15 protein-coding genes are annotated in these 16,052 nt (G+C 64.3%); 9 read left to right on the top strand and 6 right to left on the bottom strand.

The features are described from left to right. Positions 1-142 precede the first annotated feature (142 nt). The 5 genes from AB0T83_RS07075 to AB0T83_RS07055 all read left to right on the top strand — a co-directional run bounded on the left by AB0T83_RS07075 (position 143) and on the right by AB0T83_RS07055 (position 5,268). The gene (locus AB0T83_RS07075) at positions 143-1,675 is read left to right on the top strand and encodes an acyl-CoA carboxylase subunit beta (protein ID WP_366192338.1); all 1,533 of its coding nucleotides are present in this window, start codon (positions 143-145) and stop codon (positions 1,673-1,675) included. A gap of 36 nt (positions 1,676-1,711) precedes the next feature. Continuing rightward, entirely contained in the window at positions 1,712-2,272 is a 561-nt protein-coding gene (locus AB0T83_RS07070) for a DUF4760 domain-containing protein (RefSeq protein ID WP_366192337.1), read from the top strand. A 97-nt stretch (positions 2,273-2,369) separates the two neighbouring features. Next, positions 2,370-2,759, top strand: coding sequence for a hypothetical protein (locus AB0T83_RS07065; protein ID WP_366192336.1), 390 nt, complete (start codon positions 2,370-2,372; stop codon positions 2,757-2,759). Then, on the top strand, positions 2,756-3,145 hold the full coding sequence (locus AB0T83_RS07060) for a hypothetical protein (protein ID WP_366192335.1): 390 nt from the start codon (positions 2,756-2,758) through the stop codon (positions 3,143-3,145). Before AB0T83_RS07065 ends, AB0T83_RS07060 begins: the two co-directional genes overlap by 4 nt. 77 nt (positions 3,146-3,222) lie before the next feature. Beyond that, entirely contained in the window at positions 3,223-5,268 is a 2,046-nt protein-coding gene (locus tag AB0T83_RS07055) for an ATP-binding protein (RefSeq protein ID WP_366192334.1), read from the top strand. 76 nt (positions 5,269-5,344) lie between these two features. On the opposite strand, the gene AB0T83_RS07050 is transcribed toward AB0T83_RS07055, so the two are convergent. Beyond that, positions 5,345-5,746, bottom strand: coding sequence for a DUF4174 domain-containing protein (locus AB0T83_RS07050; protein WP_366192333.1), 402 nt, complete (start codon positions 5,744-5,746; stop codon positions 5,345-5,347). Between the two features lie 198 nt (positions 5,747-5,944). Between AB0T83_RS07050 and scpA the strand changes: the two genes are divergently transcribed. Both scpA and AB0T83_RS07040 read left to right on the top strand, forming a co-directional pair. After that, positions 5,945-8,083, top strand: coding sequence for a methylmalonyl-CoA mutase (scpA, locus tag AB0T83_RS07045; protein WP_366192332.1), 2,139 nt, complete (start codon positions 5,945-5,947; stop codon positions 8,081-8,083). 69 nt (positions 8,084-8,152) lie between these two features. Further along, positions 8,153-8,662: a GNAT family N-acetyltransferase gene (locus AB0T83_RS07040; RefSeq protein WP_366192331.1), complete on the top strand. Its 510-nt coding sequence runs from the start codon at positions 8,153-8,155 to the stop codon at positions 8,660-8,662. Here the strand turns inward: AB0T83_RS07040 and AB0T83_RS07035 are convergent. Beyond that, the gene (locus AB0T83_RS07035) at positions 8,647-9,102 is read right to left on the bottom strand and encodes a GFA family protein (protein ID WP_366192330.1); all 456 of its coding nucleotides are present in this window, start codon (positions 9,100-9,102) and stop codon (positions 8,647-8,649) included. The two genes, AB0T83_RS07040 and AB0T83_RS07035, sit on opposite strands and share 16 nt — an antisense overlap. 112 nt (positions 9,103-9,214) lie before the next feature. On the opposite strand from AB0T83_RS07035, the gene AB0T83_RS07030 reads away from it, so the two are divergent. Together AB0T83_RS07030 and AB0T83_RS07025 are read left to right on the top strand one after the other, a co-directional pair. After that, positions 9,215-9,895 carry a TerB family tellurite resistance protein gene (locus AB0T83_RS07030; protein ID WP_366192329.1) on the top strand — a complete coding sequence of 227 codons (681 nt, stop codon included), beginning with the start codon at positions 9,215-9,217 and terminating at the stop codon, positions 9,893-9,895. A gap of 249 nt (positions 9,896-10,144) precedes the next feature. Then, entirely contained in the window at positions 10,145-10,360 is a 216-nt protein-coding gene (locus AB0T83_RS07025; protein ID WP_366192328.1) for a hypothetical protein, read from the top strand. Here the strand turns inward: AB0T83_RS07025 and AB0T83_RS07020 are convergent. The 4 genes from AB0T83_RS07020 to AB0T83_RS07005 are packed head-to-tail and all read right to left on the bottom strand — an operon-like array spanning position 10,357 to position 15,989. Next, the gene (locus AB0T83_RS07020; protein WP_366192327.1) at positions 10,357-11,907 is read right to left on the bottom strand and encodes a Ppx/GppA phosphatase family protein; all 1,551 of its coding nucleotides are present in this window, start codon (positions 11,905-11,907) and stop codon (positions 10,357-10,359) included. The two genes, AB0T83_RS07025 and AB0T83_RS07020, sit on opposite strands and share 4 nt — an antisense overlap. A gap of 57 nt (positions 11,908-11,964) precedes the next feature. After that, positions 11,965-14,154, bottom strand: coding sequence for an RNA degradosome polyphosphate kinase (locus tag AB0T83_RS07015; protein ID WP_366192326.1), 2,190 nt, complete (start codon positions 14,152-14,154; stop codon positions 11,965-11,967). A gap of 21 nt (positions 14,155-14,175) precedes the next feature. Further along, a complete protein-coding gene (locus AB0T83_RS07010) occupies positions 14,176-14,889 on the bottom strand; it encodes a P-loop NTPase family protein (RefSeq protein WP_366192325.1) in 714 nt (237 codons plus the stop codon). Further along, the gene (locus AB0T83_RS07005) at positions 14,886-15,989 is read right to left on the bottom strand and encodes an AI-2E family transporter (protein WP_366192324.1); all 1,104 of its coding nucleotides are present in this window, start codon (positions 15,987-15,989) and stop codon (positions 14,886-14,888) included. The genes AB0T83_RS07010 and AB0T83_RS07005 overlap by 4 nt, the downstream gene beginning before the upstream one ends. Positions 15,990-16,052: the final 63 nt, after the last annotated feature.

Raw genomic sequence — 16,052 nt, 5'->3', positions numbered from 1 at the left:
CTAAGGTGCTGACTACACTGAATATTTGCAATTATGCAATTTGCAGTAGCATGTATCAAAAGCAGTTGCAAATTTTCTGAATACCACTTTGCGGACTGCCCCCGCATGTATAGGGTGCCTACAAAACAAGGGAACCCGGCATATGAAAGATATTCTTCAGGAGCTTGAGCATCGTCGCACCGAGGCGCGCCAGGGGGGTGGTGAGCGTCGGATCGAGGCGCAGCACCGCAAGGGCAAGCTGACCGCGCGCGAACGCATCGAACTGTTGCTGGACGATGACTCCTTCGAAGAGTTCGACATGTTCAAAACGCATCGCTGCACCGATTTTGGCATGGAAGCCGAGCGGCCCGCCGGCGACGGCGTGGTGACCGGTTGGGGCACGATCAACGGCCGCATGGTCTATGTCTTCAGTCAGGATTTCACCGTCTTCGGCGGGTCGCTGTCGGAAACCCACGCGGAAAAGATCTGCAAGATCATGGATATGGCGGTGCAGAACGGCGCGCCGGTGATCGGTCTTAACGACTCGGGCGGGGCGCGGATCCAGGAAGGCGTGGCCTCTCTGGCGGGCTATGCCGAGGTGTTCCAGCGCAACATCATGGCCTCGGGCGTGGTACCGCAGATCTCGGTGATCATGGGGCCCTGCGCCGGCGGCGCCGTCTATTCGCCGGCGATGACCGATTTCATCTTCATGGTGCGCGACACCTCCTACATGTTCGTCACCGGTCCGGACGTGGTGAAAACCGTCACCAACGAACATGTCACCGCCGAGGAGCTGGGCGGGGCATCGACCCACACCAAGAAATCCTCGGTGGCCGATGGCGCCTTCGACAATGACGTCGAGGCCCTGACCGAAGTGCGCCGCCTGGTGGACTTCCTGCCGCTGAACAACCGCGAAAAGCCGCCCGTGCGCCCGTTTTTCGACCAGACCGACCGGGCCGAGCGGTCGCTCGACACCCTGATCCCGGACAACCCGAACCAGCCCTACGACATGAAAGAGCTGATCGTGAAAACCGCCGACGAGGGCGATTTCTACGAGATCCAGGAAGATTACGCCAAGAACATGATCACCGGTTTCATCCGTCTGGAAGGCCAGACGGTGGGTGTGGTGGCCAACCAGCCAATGATCCTGGCCGGCTGCCTGGACATCGACAGCTCGCGCAAGGCGGCCCGCTTCGTGCGCTTCTGCGACGCCTTCGAGATCCCGATCCTGACGCTGGTCGACGTGCCGGGCTTCCTGCCAGGCACCAGCCAGGAATACGGCGGGGTCATCAAGCATGGCGCCAAGCTGCTGTTCGCCTATGGCGAGGCCACGGTGCCGAAAGTGACGGTAATCACCCGCAAGGCCTATGGCGGCGCCTATGACGTGATGGCCTCGAAACACCTGCGCGGCGATTTCAACTATGCCTGGCCCACCGCCGAGATCGCGGTCATGGGCGCCAAGGGCGCGACCGAGATCCTGTACCGGTCGGAACTGGGCGAGCCCGAAAAGATCGCCGCCCGCACCGCCGATTACGAGAACCGGTTCGCCAATCCCTTCGTGGCTGCGGAAAAGGGCTTCATCGACGAGGTGATCATGCCCCAATCGACCCGCAAACGAGTGGCACGGGCCTTTGCGTCGCTGCGCAACAAGAAGGTCACCAACCCTTGGAAAAAGCACGACAACATCCCGTTGTGATGCGCTAGGCTCCCCATGGCAATCAAGGGGGATGTCATGGGGATACTGCCGCTACTGACACTGATCTTAGGAGTTTTCTCGGGTCTCATCATCGCCACGGGGGCACCGGATTGGTTGTCCGAACTGGCCTGGCAGAAGGGGTACTTCACCACCGAAGCCATGCAGTTGTTGCTGATCGCGGCGGTCCTGACCCAGGCCCGCAGGATCCGCACCGGAGGCCAGGAGAACCACAAGCGCGAAACGCGCATCGCGACACTGGATTTCATCGCGTCGGTCTGGGGGTACTACGACACCTCGCGCATCGCACTGGAGCGGAAATTTCCAAAGTCGGTGGTGTTGCTGGAAGAGTTGACCAAAGAGGACAAGGAGCACGTGGACGTCTTGTTGAACACCATGAACATCGTCGCCGCCGGCATCCGGCATGATGCGCTGAACCGCTCCGTGATCACGGATGTCTACGGTCGGCACTATCTGGCGGTAAACCAAAAGTACGCGGCCTATGTGGCAGAGCGGGCGCAACGGGCGCGCACCGATCCCTGGCCACATCTGACATGGTTTCTGGGCGAATTGGGCAAATCTGTGGGAGCAAAGGCATGACCCGCTTTCACACCATCGCCACGGTGCCAACCCGACCCTGCGGCCCGGCCGCCGGGGCGCGCGGTTGGGGGATGCTGGCCGTCCGCCGGAGGGCTGTATGATGCGGCGCAACGGCTGGCACATGGTCAAGACGGACGACAGTCTGACATTGGCGCGGTGGCTGCCGCCGCGGTTCGATGTCGAAGCAACAACCCGGCTGCCACGGCTGCGGGCACGGGTTCTGGCGCACGAGGTTCGCAAGGATCTCTGGCGTCTACTGCGCAGCCAGCGGGGGTTTTCACCAGTGATTGAGCTGTCCGAGCGCGAAGGGGGACTATTTCTGCGCGCCGGCGGTCAGATCGCGGGACCGGTGCCGGGGGGCCTGGGCTCGCGTATTGCACGAATGTTGGAAACTCCCGCCCTCAGACATCGCTGGGCAACCCATGCCCGGCTGCGCCCCCAGGCGGCAAAGATGGCCGCCGGGGCCGAAACGAAGGTGAACGCATGATCAAGCATCGCGGTTTTCCCGGACGGCTGCCCGGTACGGACTATCAGTTCACCATCCGCCGGGCCTCCAAGGCCGGGGCGACGCCGCTGAAGGCGCGGGAGCGGTATAAGGACCGAAAACCCGCCGACCGGCGCGCCGATGCCGCCTTTCTGGGCGCCCTGATCGACCATTTCGGCGAGGCGCCATTCGAGCGCGGCAACCTGGACGCCGGGCGGCTGAGCTGGCTGCTGGGGCGCGAGGTCGTGGCCGCCGAGGATCCCTTCGATCCAGAGAGTTACGAGGCGCTGCTGCAAGTGGATATGCGGGCGGCGCGCGCCGGATTTCCGGCCTTGTTCCAAGATGAAGACGAGGTCTGGGACGGCGAAGACGATGCAGACGACGCCTGAAACGGCGGCGCTGACAACACCGAGATTTCCGGAGGTGGCGGGGCCGCACCGGGCAGGACTGAAGAGGAAAAGGCAACATGTTCAATAAAATCCTGATCGCCAACCGCGGGGAAATCGCCTGCCGTGTCATCAAGTCGGCGCGGAAGATGGGGATCCAGACGGTTGCCATCTATTCCGATGCCGACCGCAAGGCGCTGCATGTGCAGATGGCTGACGAGGCCATCCACATCGGTCCGCCGCCGGCCAACCAGTCCTATATCGTCATCGACAAGGTGATGGCGGCGGTCAAGGAAAGCGGCGCGCAGGCGGTGCATCCCGGATACGGTTTCCTGTCTGAAAACAGCAAGTTCGCCGAAGCTCTTAAAGCAGAGGGCGTGGAATTCGTCGGCCCGCCGGTCCCGGCGATCGAGGCCATGGGCGACAAGATCACCTCGAAAAAGATTGCCCAGGAAGCGGGCGTGTCCACCGTGCCCGGCTACATGGGGCTGATCGCGGATGCCGACGAGGCGGTGAAGATCTCGAACCAGATCGGCTACCCGGTGATGATCAAGGCCTCTGCCGGTGGTGGTGGCAAGGGGATGCGGATCGCGTGGAACGACGCCGAGGCGCGCGAAGGTTTCCAGTCCTCGAAGAACGAGGCCGCCAGCAGCTTTGGCGATGACCGGATCTTCATCGAGAAATTCGTCACCCAGCCGCGCCACATCGAAATTCAGGTGCTCTGCGACAAGCACGGCAACGGGGTCTATCTGGGCGAACGCGAATGCTCGATCCAGCGCCGCAACCAGAAAGTTGTCGAAGAGGCGCCGTCGCCCTTCCTGGACGAAGCCACCCGCAAGGCGATGGGCGAACAGGCCGTCGCACTGGCACAGGCCGTGGGCTACGCCAGTGCCGGGACCGTGGAATTCATCGTCGATGGCGAGAAGAACTTCTACTTCCTTGAAATGAACACCCGCCTGCAGGTGGAGCACCCGGTGACCGAGCTGATCACCGGCGTCGATCTGGTCGAACAGATGATCCGCGTCGCCGCCGGTGAGCCGCTGAGCTTCACCCAGGACGATGTGAAGCTGACCGGCTGGGCCATCGAGAACCGGCTGTATGCCGAGGATCCCTATCGCGGTTTCCTGCCGTCCATTGGTCGTCTGACCGCCTACCGCCCGCCCGCCGAAGTGGCCGCCGGTCCGCTGCTGGTCAACGGCAAATGGCAGGGCGAGGCGCCGCAAGGCCCGACCGCCGTGCGCAACGATACTGGCGTCTATGAGGGCGGCGAGATCTCGATGTACTACGACCCGATGATCGCCAAGCTGTGCACCTGGGCGCCCAGCCGGTCGGAGGCCATCGAGGCGATGCGCGTGGCGCTGGACAGCTTCGAGGTCGAGGGCATCGGTCACAACCTGCCGTTCCTGTCGGCGGTGATGGATCATCCCAAGTTCATCTCGGGCGAAATGACCACGGCCTTCATCGCCGAGGAATTTCCCGATGGCTTCGAAGGCGTGACCCTGCCGGACACCGAGTTGAAACGCATCGCCGCCGCCGCCGCCGCCATGTACCGGATCGCCGAGATTCGCCGCACCCGCGTGTCGGGCCGTATGGACAACCACGAACGTAAAGTGGGCACCGACTGGGTGGTCACCCTGCAGGACGAGGAATTCCCGGTGGTGATCGCGGCGGATGCCCAAGGCTCGACCATCCGCTTCGACGACGGCGGCAGCCTGCGGGTGGCGTCGGACTGGACGCCCGGCGATAGCCTGGCCAATGTGGATGTGGACGGCAGTCCGCTGGTGATGAAGGTGGGCAAGGTGACCGGCGGCTTCCGCCTGCGCACCCGTGGCGCCGACCTGAAGGTGCAGGTGCGCACGCCGCGCGCTGCCGAACTGGCGCGGCTGATGCCGGAGAAGATGGCACCCGATACATCGAAGATGCTGCTGTGCCCGATGCCCGGCCTGATCGTGAAAGTCGATGTCGAGGTCGGCGACGAGGTTCAGGAAGGTCAGGCGTTGTGTACGGTGGAAGCCATGAAAATGGAAAACATCCTGCGCGCCGAGAAATCCGGCAAGGTTTCGAAGGTCAACGCCAGCGCCGGCGACAGCCTGGCGGTGGATGATGTGATCATGGAATTCGAATGACGCACAGGCCAGCCATATCCCGGCTGGCGGATCCGAGCCCTTGCGCCCGGATCGCGACACCAGCGCGGCGGCGGGACTACCCGGCGCCGCCTGCCGCGTCGCGGATCTCCTGCTTGCGCAGGGGCATCTTGTCGATGGCGCGGGTCAGTTCGCGCACATCCCAGGGCTCGGGCTTGCGCAGCGCAACCTTGCCGTCCTTGCCCACCAGCGTCAGCTGGAAGCCGCGCGGGCGCAACTGCGTCCGCAGCGCGGATTTTGCCGCCGGGTCGGTGTCGGCAATCACCACCACGTCACGCGCCCAAAGCTCCCCCTTGCGGGCGTTCAGCAGTTCGATCTGCTTGATGAAGCGCGGATCATTGGGCGTGTCGGCAAAGACCACCACGGGCCGGGCAACCCAGAGAAACTGCTCCAGTTCCGTGGCCTCGGTCAGCAGCGGTCGGTCCATGTCCTGGGCCGACACCGGAAAGATGGCGGCCATCGAAAGCGTCAGAACGGCGAATGCGAGTGATCTTAAAGGTCTCATGCGGCCTCCCGTTCCTGAAAATATAGGCGGGGGAGGGCGCGAAGCACAGGCGATTTCACCGCATCGTGCTTTGCCTTCCCCTACGTTCTTCTCACGTCCTGCCGGACCTGCGCCTGACGGGCGGCCGGACCCCTATCTAGAAAGGGCCTGCGCATGAGCGACAAGCTGGACACCTGGAAATCCCTGGCCGAAAAAGAATTGCGCGGCCGGCCTCTGGACGATCTGACCTGGACCACTTTGGAGGGAATCGACGTCAAGCCGCTGTATACCGAGGCCGATACAGCCGCCCTGCCGCAGATGGGCGAACTGCCGGGATTCGGACCGTTCACGCGCGGCGTGAAGGCGACCATGTACGCGGGTCGTCCCTGGACCATCCGCCAGTACGCGGGCTTTTCCACCGCCGAGGAATCAAACGCCTTCTACCGCAAGAACCTTGCCGCCGGGCAGCAGGGGGTTTCTGTCGCCTTCGATCTGGCCACGCACCGGGGCTATGACAGCGACCATGAACGCGTTGTGGGTGATGTCGGCAAGGCGGGCGTCGCCATCGACAGCGTCGAGGACATGAAGATCCTGTTCGACGGCATCCCGCTGGACAAGGTGTCGGTCTCGATGACCATGAACGGCGCGGTGATCCCGATCCTGGCGAATTTCATCGTCGCGGGGGAAGAGCAGGGCCATGACCGCAGCCTGCTGTCCGGGACCATTCAGAACGACATTCTGAAAGAGTTCATGGTGCGCAACACCTATATCTACCCGCCCGAGCCGTCGATGCGGATCATCTCGGACATCATCGAATACACCAGCAACGAGATGCCGAAGTTCAACTCGATCTCGATCTCCGGCTACCACATGCAGGAAGCCGGCGCGAACCTGGTGCAGGAGCTGGCCTATACGCTGGCCGACGGACGCGAATACGTGCGCGCTGCCATCGAGGCCGGCATGGATGTGGACAAATTCGCTGGACGTCTCAGCTTCTTCTTCGCCATCGGCATGAATTTCTTCATGGAAGCGGCCAAGTTGCGCGCCGCGCGGATGCTGTGGCATCGCATCATGACCGAGTTCGGGGCCAAGTCGGACCGTTCCAAGATGCTGCGCACCCATTGCCAGACCTCGGGCGTGTCGCTGCAGGAGCAGGATCCCTACAACAACGTGATCCGCACCGCCTATGAGGCGATGTCGGCGGTTCTGGGCGGCACCCAGTCGCTGCACACCAACGCGCTGGACGAAGCCATTGCCCTGCCGACCGAGTTCTCGGCCCGGATCGCCCGCAACACCCAGATCATCCTTCAGGAAGAAACCGGGGTGACCAAGGTCGTCGATCCGCTGGCAGGGTCGTATTACGTCGAAACCCTGACGTCGCAACTGGCTGAGGAAGCCTGGAAGCTGATCGAGGAAGTCGAGGAGATGGGCGGCATGACCAAGGCCGTCGCCTCGGGGATGCCCAAATTGCGGATCGAGGAATCCGCCGCCCGCCGTCAGGCCATGATCGATCGCGGCGAAGAGGTGATCGTCGGGGTCAACAAGCACCGTCTGGCCAAGGAAGACCCGATCGACATTCTGGACGTGGACAACGTCAAGGTGCGGGACTCGCAGATCGCCCGTCTGGAAAAGATCCGCGCCACACGCGACGAGGCCGCCTGCGAGGCTGCCCTGGCCGAACTGACCCGTCGCGCCAAAGAGGGCGGCAATCTGCTGGAAGCGGCGGTAGAGGCCGCGCGCGCCCGTGCATCCGTTGGAGAAATCAGCATGGCAATGGAAAAGGAATTCGGCCGCCATCGTGCCGAGGTCAAGACGCTGGCCGGGGTCTATGGCGCCGCCTATGAGGGCGACGACGATTTCGCCGCCATCCAGTCCAGCATCGAGGACTTCGCCGAGGCCGAAGGCCGCCGCCCGCGCATGCTGGTGGTGAAGATGGGGCAGGACGGGCACGACCGGGGCGCCAAGGTCATCGCCACTGCCTTTGCCGACATCGGCTTTGACGTGGACGTGGGGCCGCTGTTCCAGACGCCCGCCGAGGCTGCGCAGGATGCCATCGACAACGATGTGCATGTGGTGGGGATTTCCTCGCAGGCTGCCGGTCACAAGACGCTGGCACCGCAGCTGATCGAAGAGCTGAAAGCCCAGGGCGCCGGGGACATCATCGTCATCTGTGGCGGCGTGATCCCGCAGCAGGATTATGACTTCCTGACCAGGGCCGGAGTGAAGGCGATCTTCGGGCCGGGCACAAATATTCCCGAGGCCGCCAAGGACATCCTGACCCTGATCCGCAAGGCGCGGTCGCAGGCGGCCTGAGAGTCTTCCCTGTCGTCAGACCATGATTTTCAGGACGCCGCCCGCGCGGCGTCCTGCTATGTCGGGGGCATGAAGATTCTGCCGGCCACCCCCGACCATCACGCGGCCATTGCCGCGATCCGCACCGATGTGGTGCGCCAGACCACCGCCATCTTTCACACCAACGAATGGACCGCCCCCCAGGTCGCCGATCTGATCGCGGCCCGGCGTGCGGCGGGACGCGATCTGTGGGTCGTGGTGGATGCGGTGGGCACGGTGCTGGGCTTTGCCACCTACGACCGGTTTCGCGGCGGCGACGGCTATGACCACACCATGGAGCATTCGATCTTCCTGACCCCGCAGGCGCGCGGGCAGGGCGCCGGTCGCGCCCTGATGCAGGTGCTGGAGGCGCAGGCCGCCGCCGCCGGGGTCCATGTCATGGTTGCCGCCATCGACGCCGATAACCACGCAGCCCGGCAGTTTCACACCGCCCTGGGCTATGCCGAAACCGGGCGGATGCCGCAGGTGGGGCGCAAGTTTGGCCGTTGGCTGGATCTGGTGCTGATGCAGAAGATCATGGACGATCAGCCTGCGGACTGAACCTCGAACCGTCCCATCGCGTCGTAGAAATCCGCCTCGCTGGGCATCCCGGCAAAGCTGACGGTGGCGCCGGTGTGCGCCCAGGGCAAGGCTTCGGCGGTGCAAGTGGCCATGAAGGGCGGTTGATCCGCCAGCCCGTCGAACAGGACGCTGCGCAGGTTCACGTAGTCCTCAAGCCCGGTGATGCGGGTGAAGATCCAGCTCAGGCAATGCGGGCAGAAATGATGCCGCTGCTCGGCCCCATGCAACCCGCCGATCACCGGGTCTGCGCCCTCCACCAGTAGGGCCGCGGCGGGCACCAGCGCGCTGAGTGAAAAGGCGCTGGCGGTCATCTGCTGACAGCCCCGGCAATGGCAGGCCGAAGTCATCAGCGGTTTGGCCGAAAGGGTCATGCGAACCTGTCCGCAGCGGCAGCTTCCGGTGTGCAGGGGGGCGGTCATGGGAACTCCGGGTCAACGAAAGAAGGGTCCGGCCAGCCTAGCACGGCAGGAAATGCGCGCCAGCGGCCAAGTTGCCCCTTTTCGCGCCTGCACAATCGGTTAGCCTGCGCCCATGTCGATCTGGACCCGAATTGCCGATGCCCTGTCTGCCCTCACCCAGGGGCAGCCGCTGGCCGATGTGTTCGACCGGCTGCGCACGCCGCCGGAACGCTCGGTGGCTTTCACCATCGCCGTGATTGCGCTTGGCGCCAAGATGGCCAAAGCCGACGGGCAGGTGACCCGTGACGAGGTTGCTGCCTTCCGGCAGGTGTTCCACATCCCACAATCGGAAGAGGCCAACGCCGCGCGGGTGTTCAACCTGGCCCGGCAGGACGTGGCCGGGTTCGAGGTCTATGCCCACCGCATCCGCCGCATGTTCGGCGAAGGTCACCGCGCACTCTACGACCTGATGGAGGGGCTGTATTACGTCGCGGTGGCCGATGGCGAATACCACCCCTCCGAGCATGATTTCCTCAGCCAGGTGGCCGAGATCTTCGGTCTGGACGCGGCAGAAGTGGCACGCATCCGCAGGCGGTTCGTGCCCGACATGGCGCCGGATCCTTATGACGTGCTGGGTGTGACACCCGACACGCCCCTGCCCGAGGTGCGCGCGGCCTGGCGGCAGTTGGTGCGCGAGACCCATCCCGACCGGATGATGTCGCGGGGCCTGCCGGAAGAAGCCATCAAGCTGGCCGAGAAACGGTTGATCGCGGTGAACAGCGCTTGGGAAGAAATATCAAATTCCCGCGCGTGAACGGGAAATATTTTCCAAACTCTGCCTGTCACCTGGCATCACGTTGAGGGTATCCCGCCTTGTCGCGGATGCCCGAGAGTCTGATATTAAGGGTATGAGGCGCGTTTCGGCGCCCGCCGGGATGCGTCTTCCAACCTGATGGAGGACACTATGTTCAAACGCTTGATATCCGCAGCCCTTATCTTTGGCGCCGCAGCCACAGCGCCGCCAGTTCATGCGCAATCGCCGACGGCCTGCGCGCCGCGCGAGGTGATCGCCAGAACCCTGGAAAAGACCTATGGCGAACGCCTGTCCGCTGCCGGCCTGCAATCCGCAACCCAGCTTCTTGAGGTCTGGAACGACCCGATCAGCGGCAGCTGGACCATTGTCGTGACCGAGGCCAACGGGCGCGCCTGTGTGGTGGCCTCGGGCCTGCACTGGCATTCCATGTTGCGCGCGATGGTCCCGCCGGGAGAGCCCAGCTAACCCGGCTTGGCCCGGCTGAGGGCGACAACCTCGGTTTCAGCCTCAAGGGCGCGCGCCAGCGAGGCAAACCGGGCCTGGGCGACCTCTCCATAGAGGGTCATCGCCTGTGGCCCGATGGTCAGCCCCAGTTTCCGTTCCTTGGGCTGCCAGCGCAGGGTGCCCATCTGTTCGGCCCGCTGGGCGGTGAACATGGCGCCAAAGCGCATGGCGCGGCCCAGAACCTCGGCGCGGGTGACGTCTTCGGGATCAATCAGATCCACCAGCGCATCAAAGCGCCCATTGGCGCGGCTGTTCTTGTAGCGGTGCAGCAGTGCCAGCCCCAGGAAAATCCGCTCGGCATGGCTAAGCCCGCCGAAATTGGCGCGGGTGGCATAGTCGAAACAGACATCCGCGCGATAGTCGGGATGAGTGCGCCAGCTGACGTCATGCAGCAGGCAGGCCGCCTTGACCAGTCGCCGCAGGGCCAGCGGCTCTTTCGCATAGATCGGCCGGATGAACCGGTACAGCGCCTTGCCGAACCCCGGCACGCGGGCATCCTTGGCTTCGGCGAAGCGCGCCGCCTCGATCAGCGGGTCGCGGTCGCGCAGCACCTGCGGCATCTGTTCGTACAGCAGCCCTTCGCGCAGGCCGTAGGAGGACACGAAAATATCCTTGGGATCGAACACGCGCAGCACGCCCAACAAGACATCCGCCGCGTCCGGCACCAGCGCCATCCGCCCCGACGAGATGCCGGCCAGACTGCGTAACTCCTCTGGATCTGTGTTCTTGATCCAGTCCAAAGTTTCTTCAAGGTCGTCTGGCAACATCCTGTATTCATGCAGAACCCTGAGTGGATAGTCGCGCCGCACCATGTCCAGCTTGGCAATCGCCCGCCATGAGCCGCCGACAAGGAACAGACGGTCGTCCGTTGCGCCAAGCGCCTCTTTCAGCGTGTTCAACTCGCTGTCGATATGGTTGCGCAGCGCCTTCTTGCCGCCCTTCACATCGCGCAGTTTCAGCGGTCCCAGCGCCGAGGTTTCGCGGTTGCCGACCTTGCCGCGCGACACCTGGGCCATTTCCATGGACGAGCCCCCGATGTCGCAGACCAGACCTTCGGCGCGGGGCCAGCCCAGCAGCACCCCTTGCGCCGCCAGCCGCGCCTCTTCCTGGCCGTCGATGACATAGAGTTTCAGGCCGGTCTTGCGTTCGATCTCTTCGCGGAATTCGGGACCGTCCTCGGCCTCGCGCATGGCGGCGGTGGCCACGGCGTTCAGCGGCTCCAGCCCCAGACCGTCTGCGAGCGACTGGAACCGTTGCAGCGCGTCCAGCGCGCGGGTCTTGCCTTCGGGGTTCAGACGGCCGGTGTCGGCCAGTCCCTTGCCCAGCCCGCACATGACCTTTTCGTTGTAGAAATAGGCGGGCGAACGGGCCGCGCCGTCAAAGACCACAAGACGAATGGAGTTCGATCCCACGTCCACAACGCCCACACGGGACAGCTTGCGGGCCCGGGGATCTTGAAACAACGGGTGTCCGAACGGACCCCAGTCCGCCAGCAGATCCTGCACCATCGCGCGCCCTTTCCCTCAGCCCGGCGGGGGCGACCTTGCCCGCCATGGCCTTCCGCGTCAACTTTCGTGAGTCAGCAAGGGACGTGTGGTCAGCCGTGGCACATCGTCCGCCCCGGCTGATCCGCGCCCCGACAGCGACGGGTTTTCCATGAAGAACCGGTGACAGTTGAACAGCTTTTCGGGCTGGTCATCCAGAACACGGGTGAAGCTGCCATCGGGGTTCAGCACCCAGCTTTGGGCCCGATCATGCAGGTTGGCGACCATGATCTGATCGACGATCTGCTTCTTCACCGTCCAGTTGTGACATTCGACCAGCGTTTCGACCCGGCGGTTCAGGTTGCGCCCCATCCAGTCGGCGGACGAGATGAACACCCGCGACTGGTCCGACGGCAAGCCACCGCCATTGCCGAAACAGGCAATGCGGGAGTGTTCCAGAAATCGCCCGACGATGGATTTCACCCGGATGGTTTCGGACAACCCCTTCACGCCGGGGCGCAACCCGCAGATGCCGCGGATGACGCAGAGGATCTTCACCCCGGCCTGGCTTGCCCGGTACAGCGCGTCGATGACCTGCGGTTCGATCAGCGAGTTCATCTTGATCCAGACCTCGGCCGGGCGTCCGGCGCGGGCGTGGTCGGCCTCGGCTTCCAGCATCTCGATGATGTCGGCCTTCATGTCCTTGGGGCTGAGCGAGAGGTTCTCCAGACCCACGGGCGGGGCATAGCCCGACAGGTAGTTGAAGACCTTGGTGGCATCGCGGCCCAGCCCTTCGTCGCAGGTGAAGAAGCTCAGGTCGGTATAGATCCGCGCCGTGATCGGATGGTAATTGCCGGTGCCCCAGTGCGAATAGGTGACCAACTTGTCGCCCTCGCGCCGCACCACCGAGCTTATCTTGGCGTGTGTCTTGTAGTTGACAAACCCGTAGACCACATGGGCGCCGGCGCGTTCCAGACGGCGCGACTGGCGGATGTTGGCGGCCTCGTCGAACCGGGCCTTCAGTTCGACCAGCGCGGTGACCGACTTGCCGTCCTCGGCGGCTTCGCACAGCGCCTCGACGATCGGGCTGTTGTGCGAGGTGCGGTACAGCGTCTGCTTGATCGCCAGAACATTGGGATCCTGCGCTGCCTGCTTGAGGAAGCGCACCACCATGTCGAAAGTCTCGTAGGGGTGGTGTAGCAGCATGTCCTTCTGCCTGATGGCTGCGAACATGTCGCCGTCATGGTCCTGCACGCGTTCCGGCACCCGCGGGGTGTAGGAAGGCCACAGCAGATCGGGGCGCGCATCGGTGACCAGTTCCTTGACATCGACAATCCCGATCATGCCGCGCGTCTCGATCACCTCGTCGCCGCTGACGTGCAGCTGTTCGGTGATGACACGGGTCAACTCGCCCGGTGCATTGGTCGAGATCTTCAGCCGGATCACCTCGCCCCGGCGGCGGCGCTTAAGGGCGGTTTCGAACTCGCGCACCAGATCCTCGGCCTCTTCCTCGACCTCCAGATCGCTGTCGCGCAGCACCCGGAACGAGCATTCGCCCTTCAGGTCATAACCGGGAAACAGGCTGTCCAGATGCAGCAGCAGAAGCTCTTCCAGCGGCAGATACCGCAACTGGCCGGGCTTGGCAGGCAGCGGCACGAACCGGTCGATCTGCTGCGGGATCGGCAGCAGGGCGCGCAGCGGTTTCTTGTCGGACCGCCGTTCCAGCATCAGCGCCAGCGAGAACCCGGTGTTGGGGATGAAGGGGAAGGGATGCGCCGGGTCTACCGCCAGTGGCGACAGCACCGGGAACACCTGGCTGAGGAACACCTGTTCAAGATGGCGCTTGTCGGCAGCGGTCAGCTTGCGGCGGGTCAGCAGGAAGATGCCTTCGGCTTCCATTTCCTTGCGCAGAAGGGCGAACACCCGCTGTTGCGATTGCATCAGAGCGCGGGCGTTCTTGTCGATCAGCGCCAGTTGCTCGGCCGGCAGCAATCCGTCGGCCGCAGGCGTGGTGTGGCCTTCGCGGGCCAGTTCGCGCAGGCCCGCCACGCGCACGGTATAGAATTCGTCCAGGTTGTTGGCCGAGATCGAGACAAAGCGCACCCGTTCCAGCAGCGGCACGGCGCGGTTTTCCGCCTCTTCCAGCACGCGCCAGTTGAAGGCCAGCCAGGACAGTTCGCGATTGAAGAACCGCGCGGGTCCGGTCAGGTCGGTGTCGTGCAACTCGACAGGTTCCGGGAGGGGCGTGTTCAGGAAATCGGCGGCGGTCATCTGGGGCAGGGCATCCTTGGGTCAGGGGGCGTCGGTGTCCTCCGCATCCGGGCCGGAGAGTGCGAGGAATGCGTCGGGATCCTCAAGCACCTGCGCGGCCATCACGCGGGAAATCCGTTTTTGACGGCTGAGCGAGGCGCGGTCAAGGGCTTCGACCACACGCTCGGCGGTGCTGAGGGAGCGATCGAGACGCCGGGTCAGATAAGTAATGGTCTCGGGTGTGACCGGCACCTGACGGTCGTCAAAGAGCTTGACCAGCGCCATTTGCAGCAGCGTGTCGTTGGGTGCGTCGATGCGGGTGACGGCAAGGGTCAGCATTCGGCTGAGAAGATCCGGCAGGGCCAGCCCCCATGTGCCGGGGGTGTCGGGCGCGGTCAGCAGCAGCGGCGCGCGGGCGGCGGTCACCCGGTTGAACAGGTGGAACAGCATTTCTTCGCGGGCCGGATGCCCGGCCACCAGATGCGCGTCATCCACCACATAGGCCGGCGCGGGGGCGGGCGGAGTTTCCAGCCGCGCCCCCGACAGCATCGCGGCCCCGGTGTCGCGCGCCCAGATCGCCGCCAGATGGGTCCGCCCCGCGCCCAGCGGTCCGCACAGCAGCATCCGGTGGTTGGGCCAGTCGCGCCAGTTGTCCACGGCGAACAGCCCGGCCGCGTTGGACGGCGCGGGCAGGAACTCGGCCCGGCCAAGGCGCGGGTCCGGCGACAGGTCGAGGGGCAGCTGCGTCTCGGTCATTCTGCGGCGGGGTCATCCCGTTCTGCCGGCGCCTCGGCCGCACGCCGGGACCCGATCCCGAGGTACAGCCGCCCGGAACGGTATTGTTCGACAGCAAACCGCACCAGAACCCCGATCATCGCCGAGATCGGCACGGCGACCAGCATCCCGGCAAAACCGAACAATGTCCCGAAGACCGACAGCGCCAGCAACAGCCAGACCGGATGCAGCCCGACCGAGCCACCGACCAGCTTGGGGGTCAGGAAATTGCCCTCGACCACCTGCCCGAAGGCGAAGATCCCGGCCACCAGCAGGATCATCAGCGGCTGATCCCAGAACTGGAACAGCGCCAGCCCGATGGACAGCGCGCCGCCGACCAGTGATCCCACGAAGGGGATGAAGGAGATCAGCCCGGCAAAGACGCCCACGAGCAGGCCGAAGTTCAGCCCCACCAGCATCAGCGCCACCGCATAGAAGCTGCCCTGGATCAGGCAGACCAGACCCTGACCCCGGATGAAGCCGGCCATGGTGCGATCCATTTCGGCGGCCAGACGGCGCAGCGTCGGCGCGTGGTCGCGGGGCAGCAGCGAGTCGATCTGTGCCACCATCCGGTCCCAGTCCAGCAGCATGTAGACCGTGACCACCGGCACCACGAAGATCAGAACCACCACGTTGACGAAGCTCATGGCCCCGCTCAGCACGCTGGTCAGGACAGCCACGCCGCGTTCGCGGATGGTGTCGCCGATGCCGGGCATATTGCCATGCAACTGGCTGATCTGCTCGCCGATCGAGGGGAACCGGGTCTCGATAAAGGTGCGTGCCTGCGCGGTCAGTTCCGGGGCCAGCTGGATCAGGTCGATCAACTGCCGGATCATCGCCGGGACGATGATCAACAGCCCCGCCGCCGCCACCAAGGCGAAGCCGACCGAGATCACCGCCGTTGCGGCCGTGCGCGACAGACCTCGCGCCTCCAGCCGGTCGGCCAGCGGATCCAGCAGATAGGCGATGGCACTGCCGATCAGGAACGGCAGCAGGACGTTGCCCAGGGCCCAGAGCACGGCAAAGAACACCACGGCAACGGTGCCCCAGATCTTGGCCTGGGTCTGGACGGGTAGGGCCATGCTTCCTCCTGCGGTTCGCCCTTTCATCGCCCATGGTCCAGACGGGCGCAAGGATTCATGCCG

Origin of the sequence: Meridianimarinicoccus marinus (genome assembly GCF_040689105.1) — a bacterium.
Lineage (GTDB): Bacteria > Pseudomonadota > Alphaproteobacteria > Rhodobacterales > Rhodobacteraceae > Meridianimarinicoccus > Meridianimarinicoccus marinus.
The sequence above is the reverse complement of the archived record's forward strand: the minus strand, read 5'-3'. Positions and strand labels throughout refer to the sequence as shown.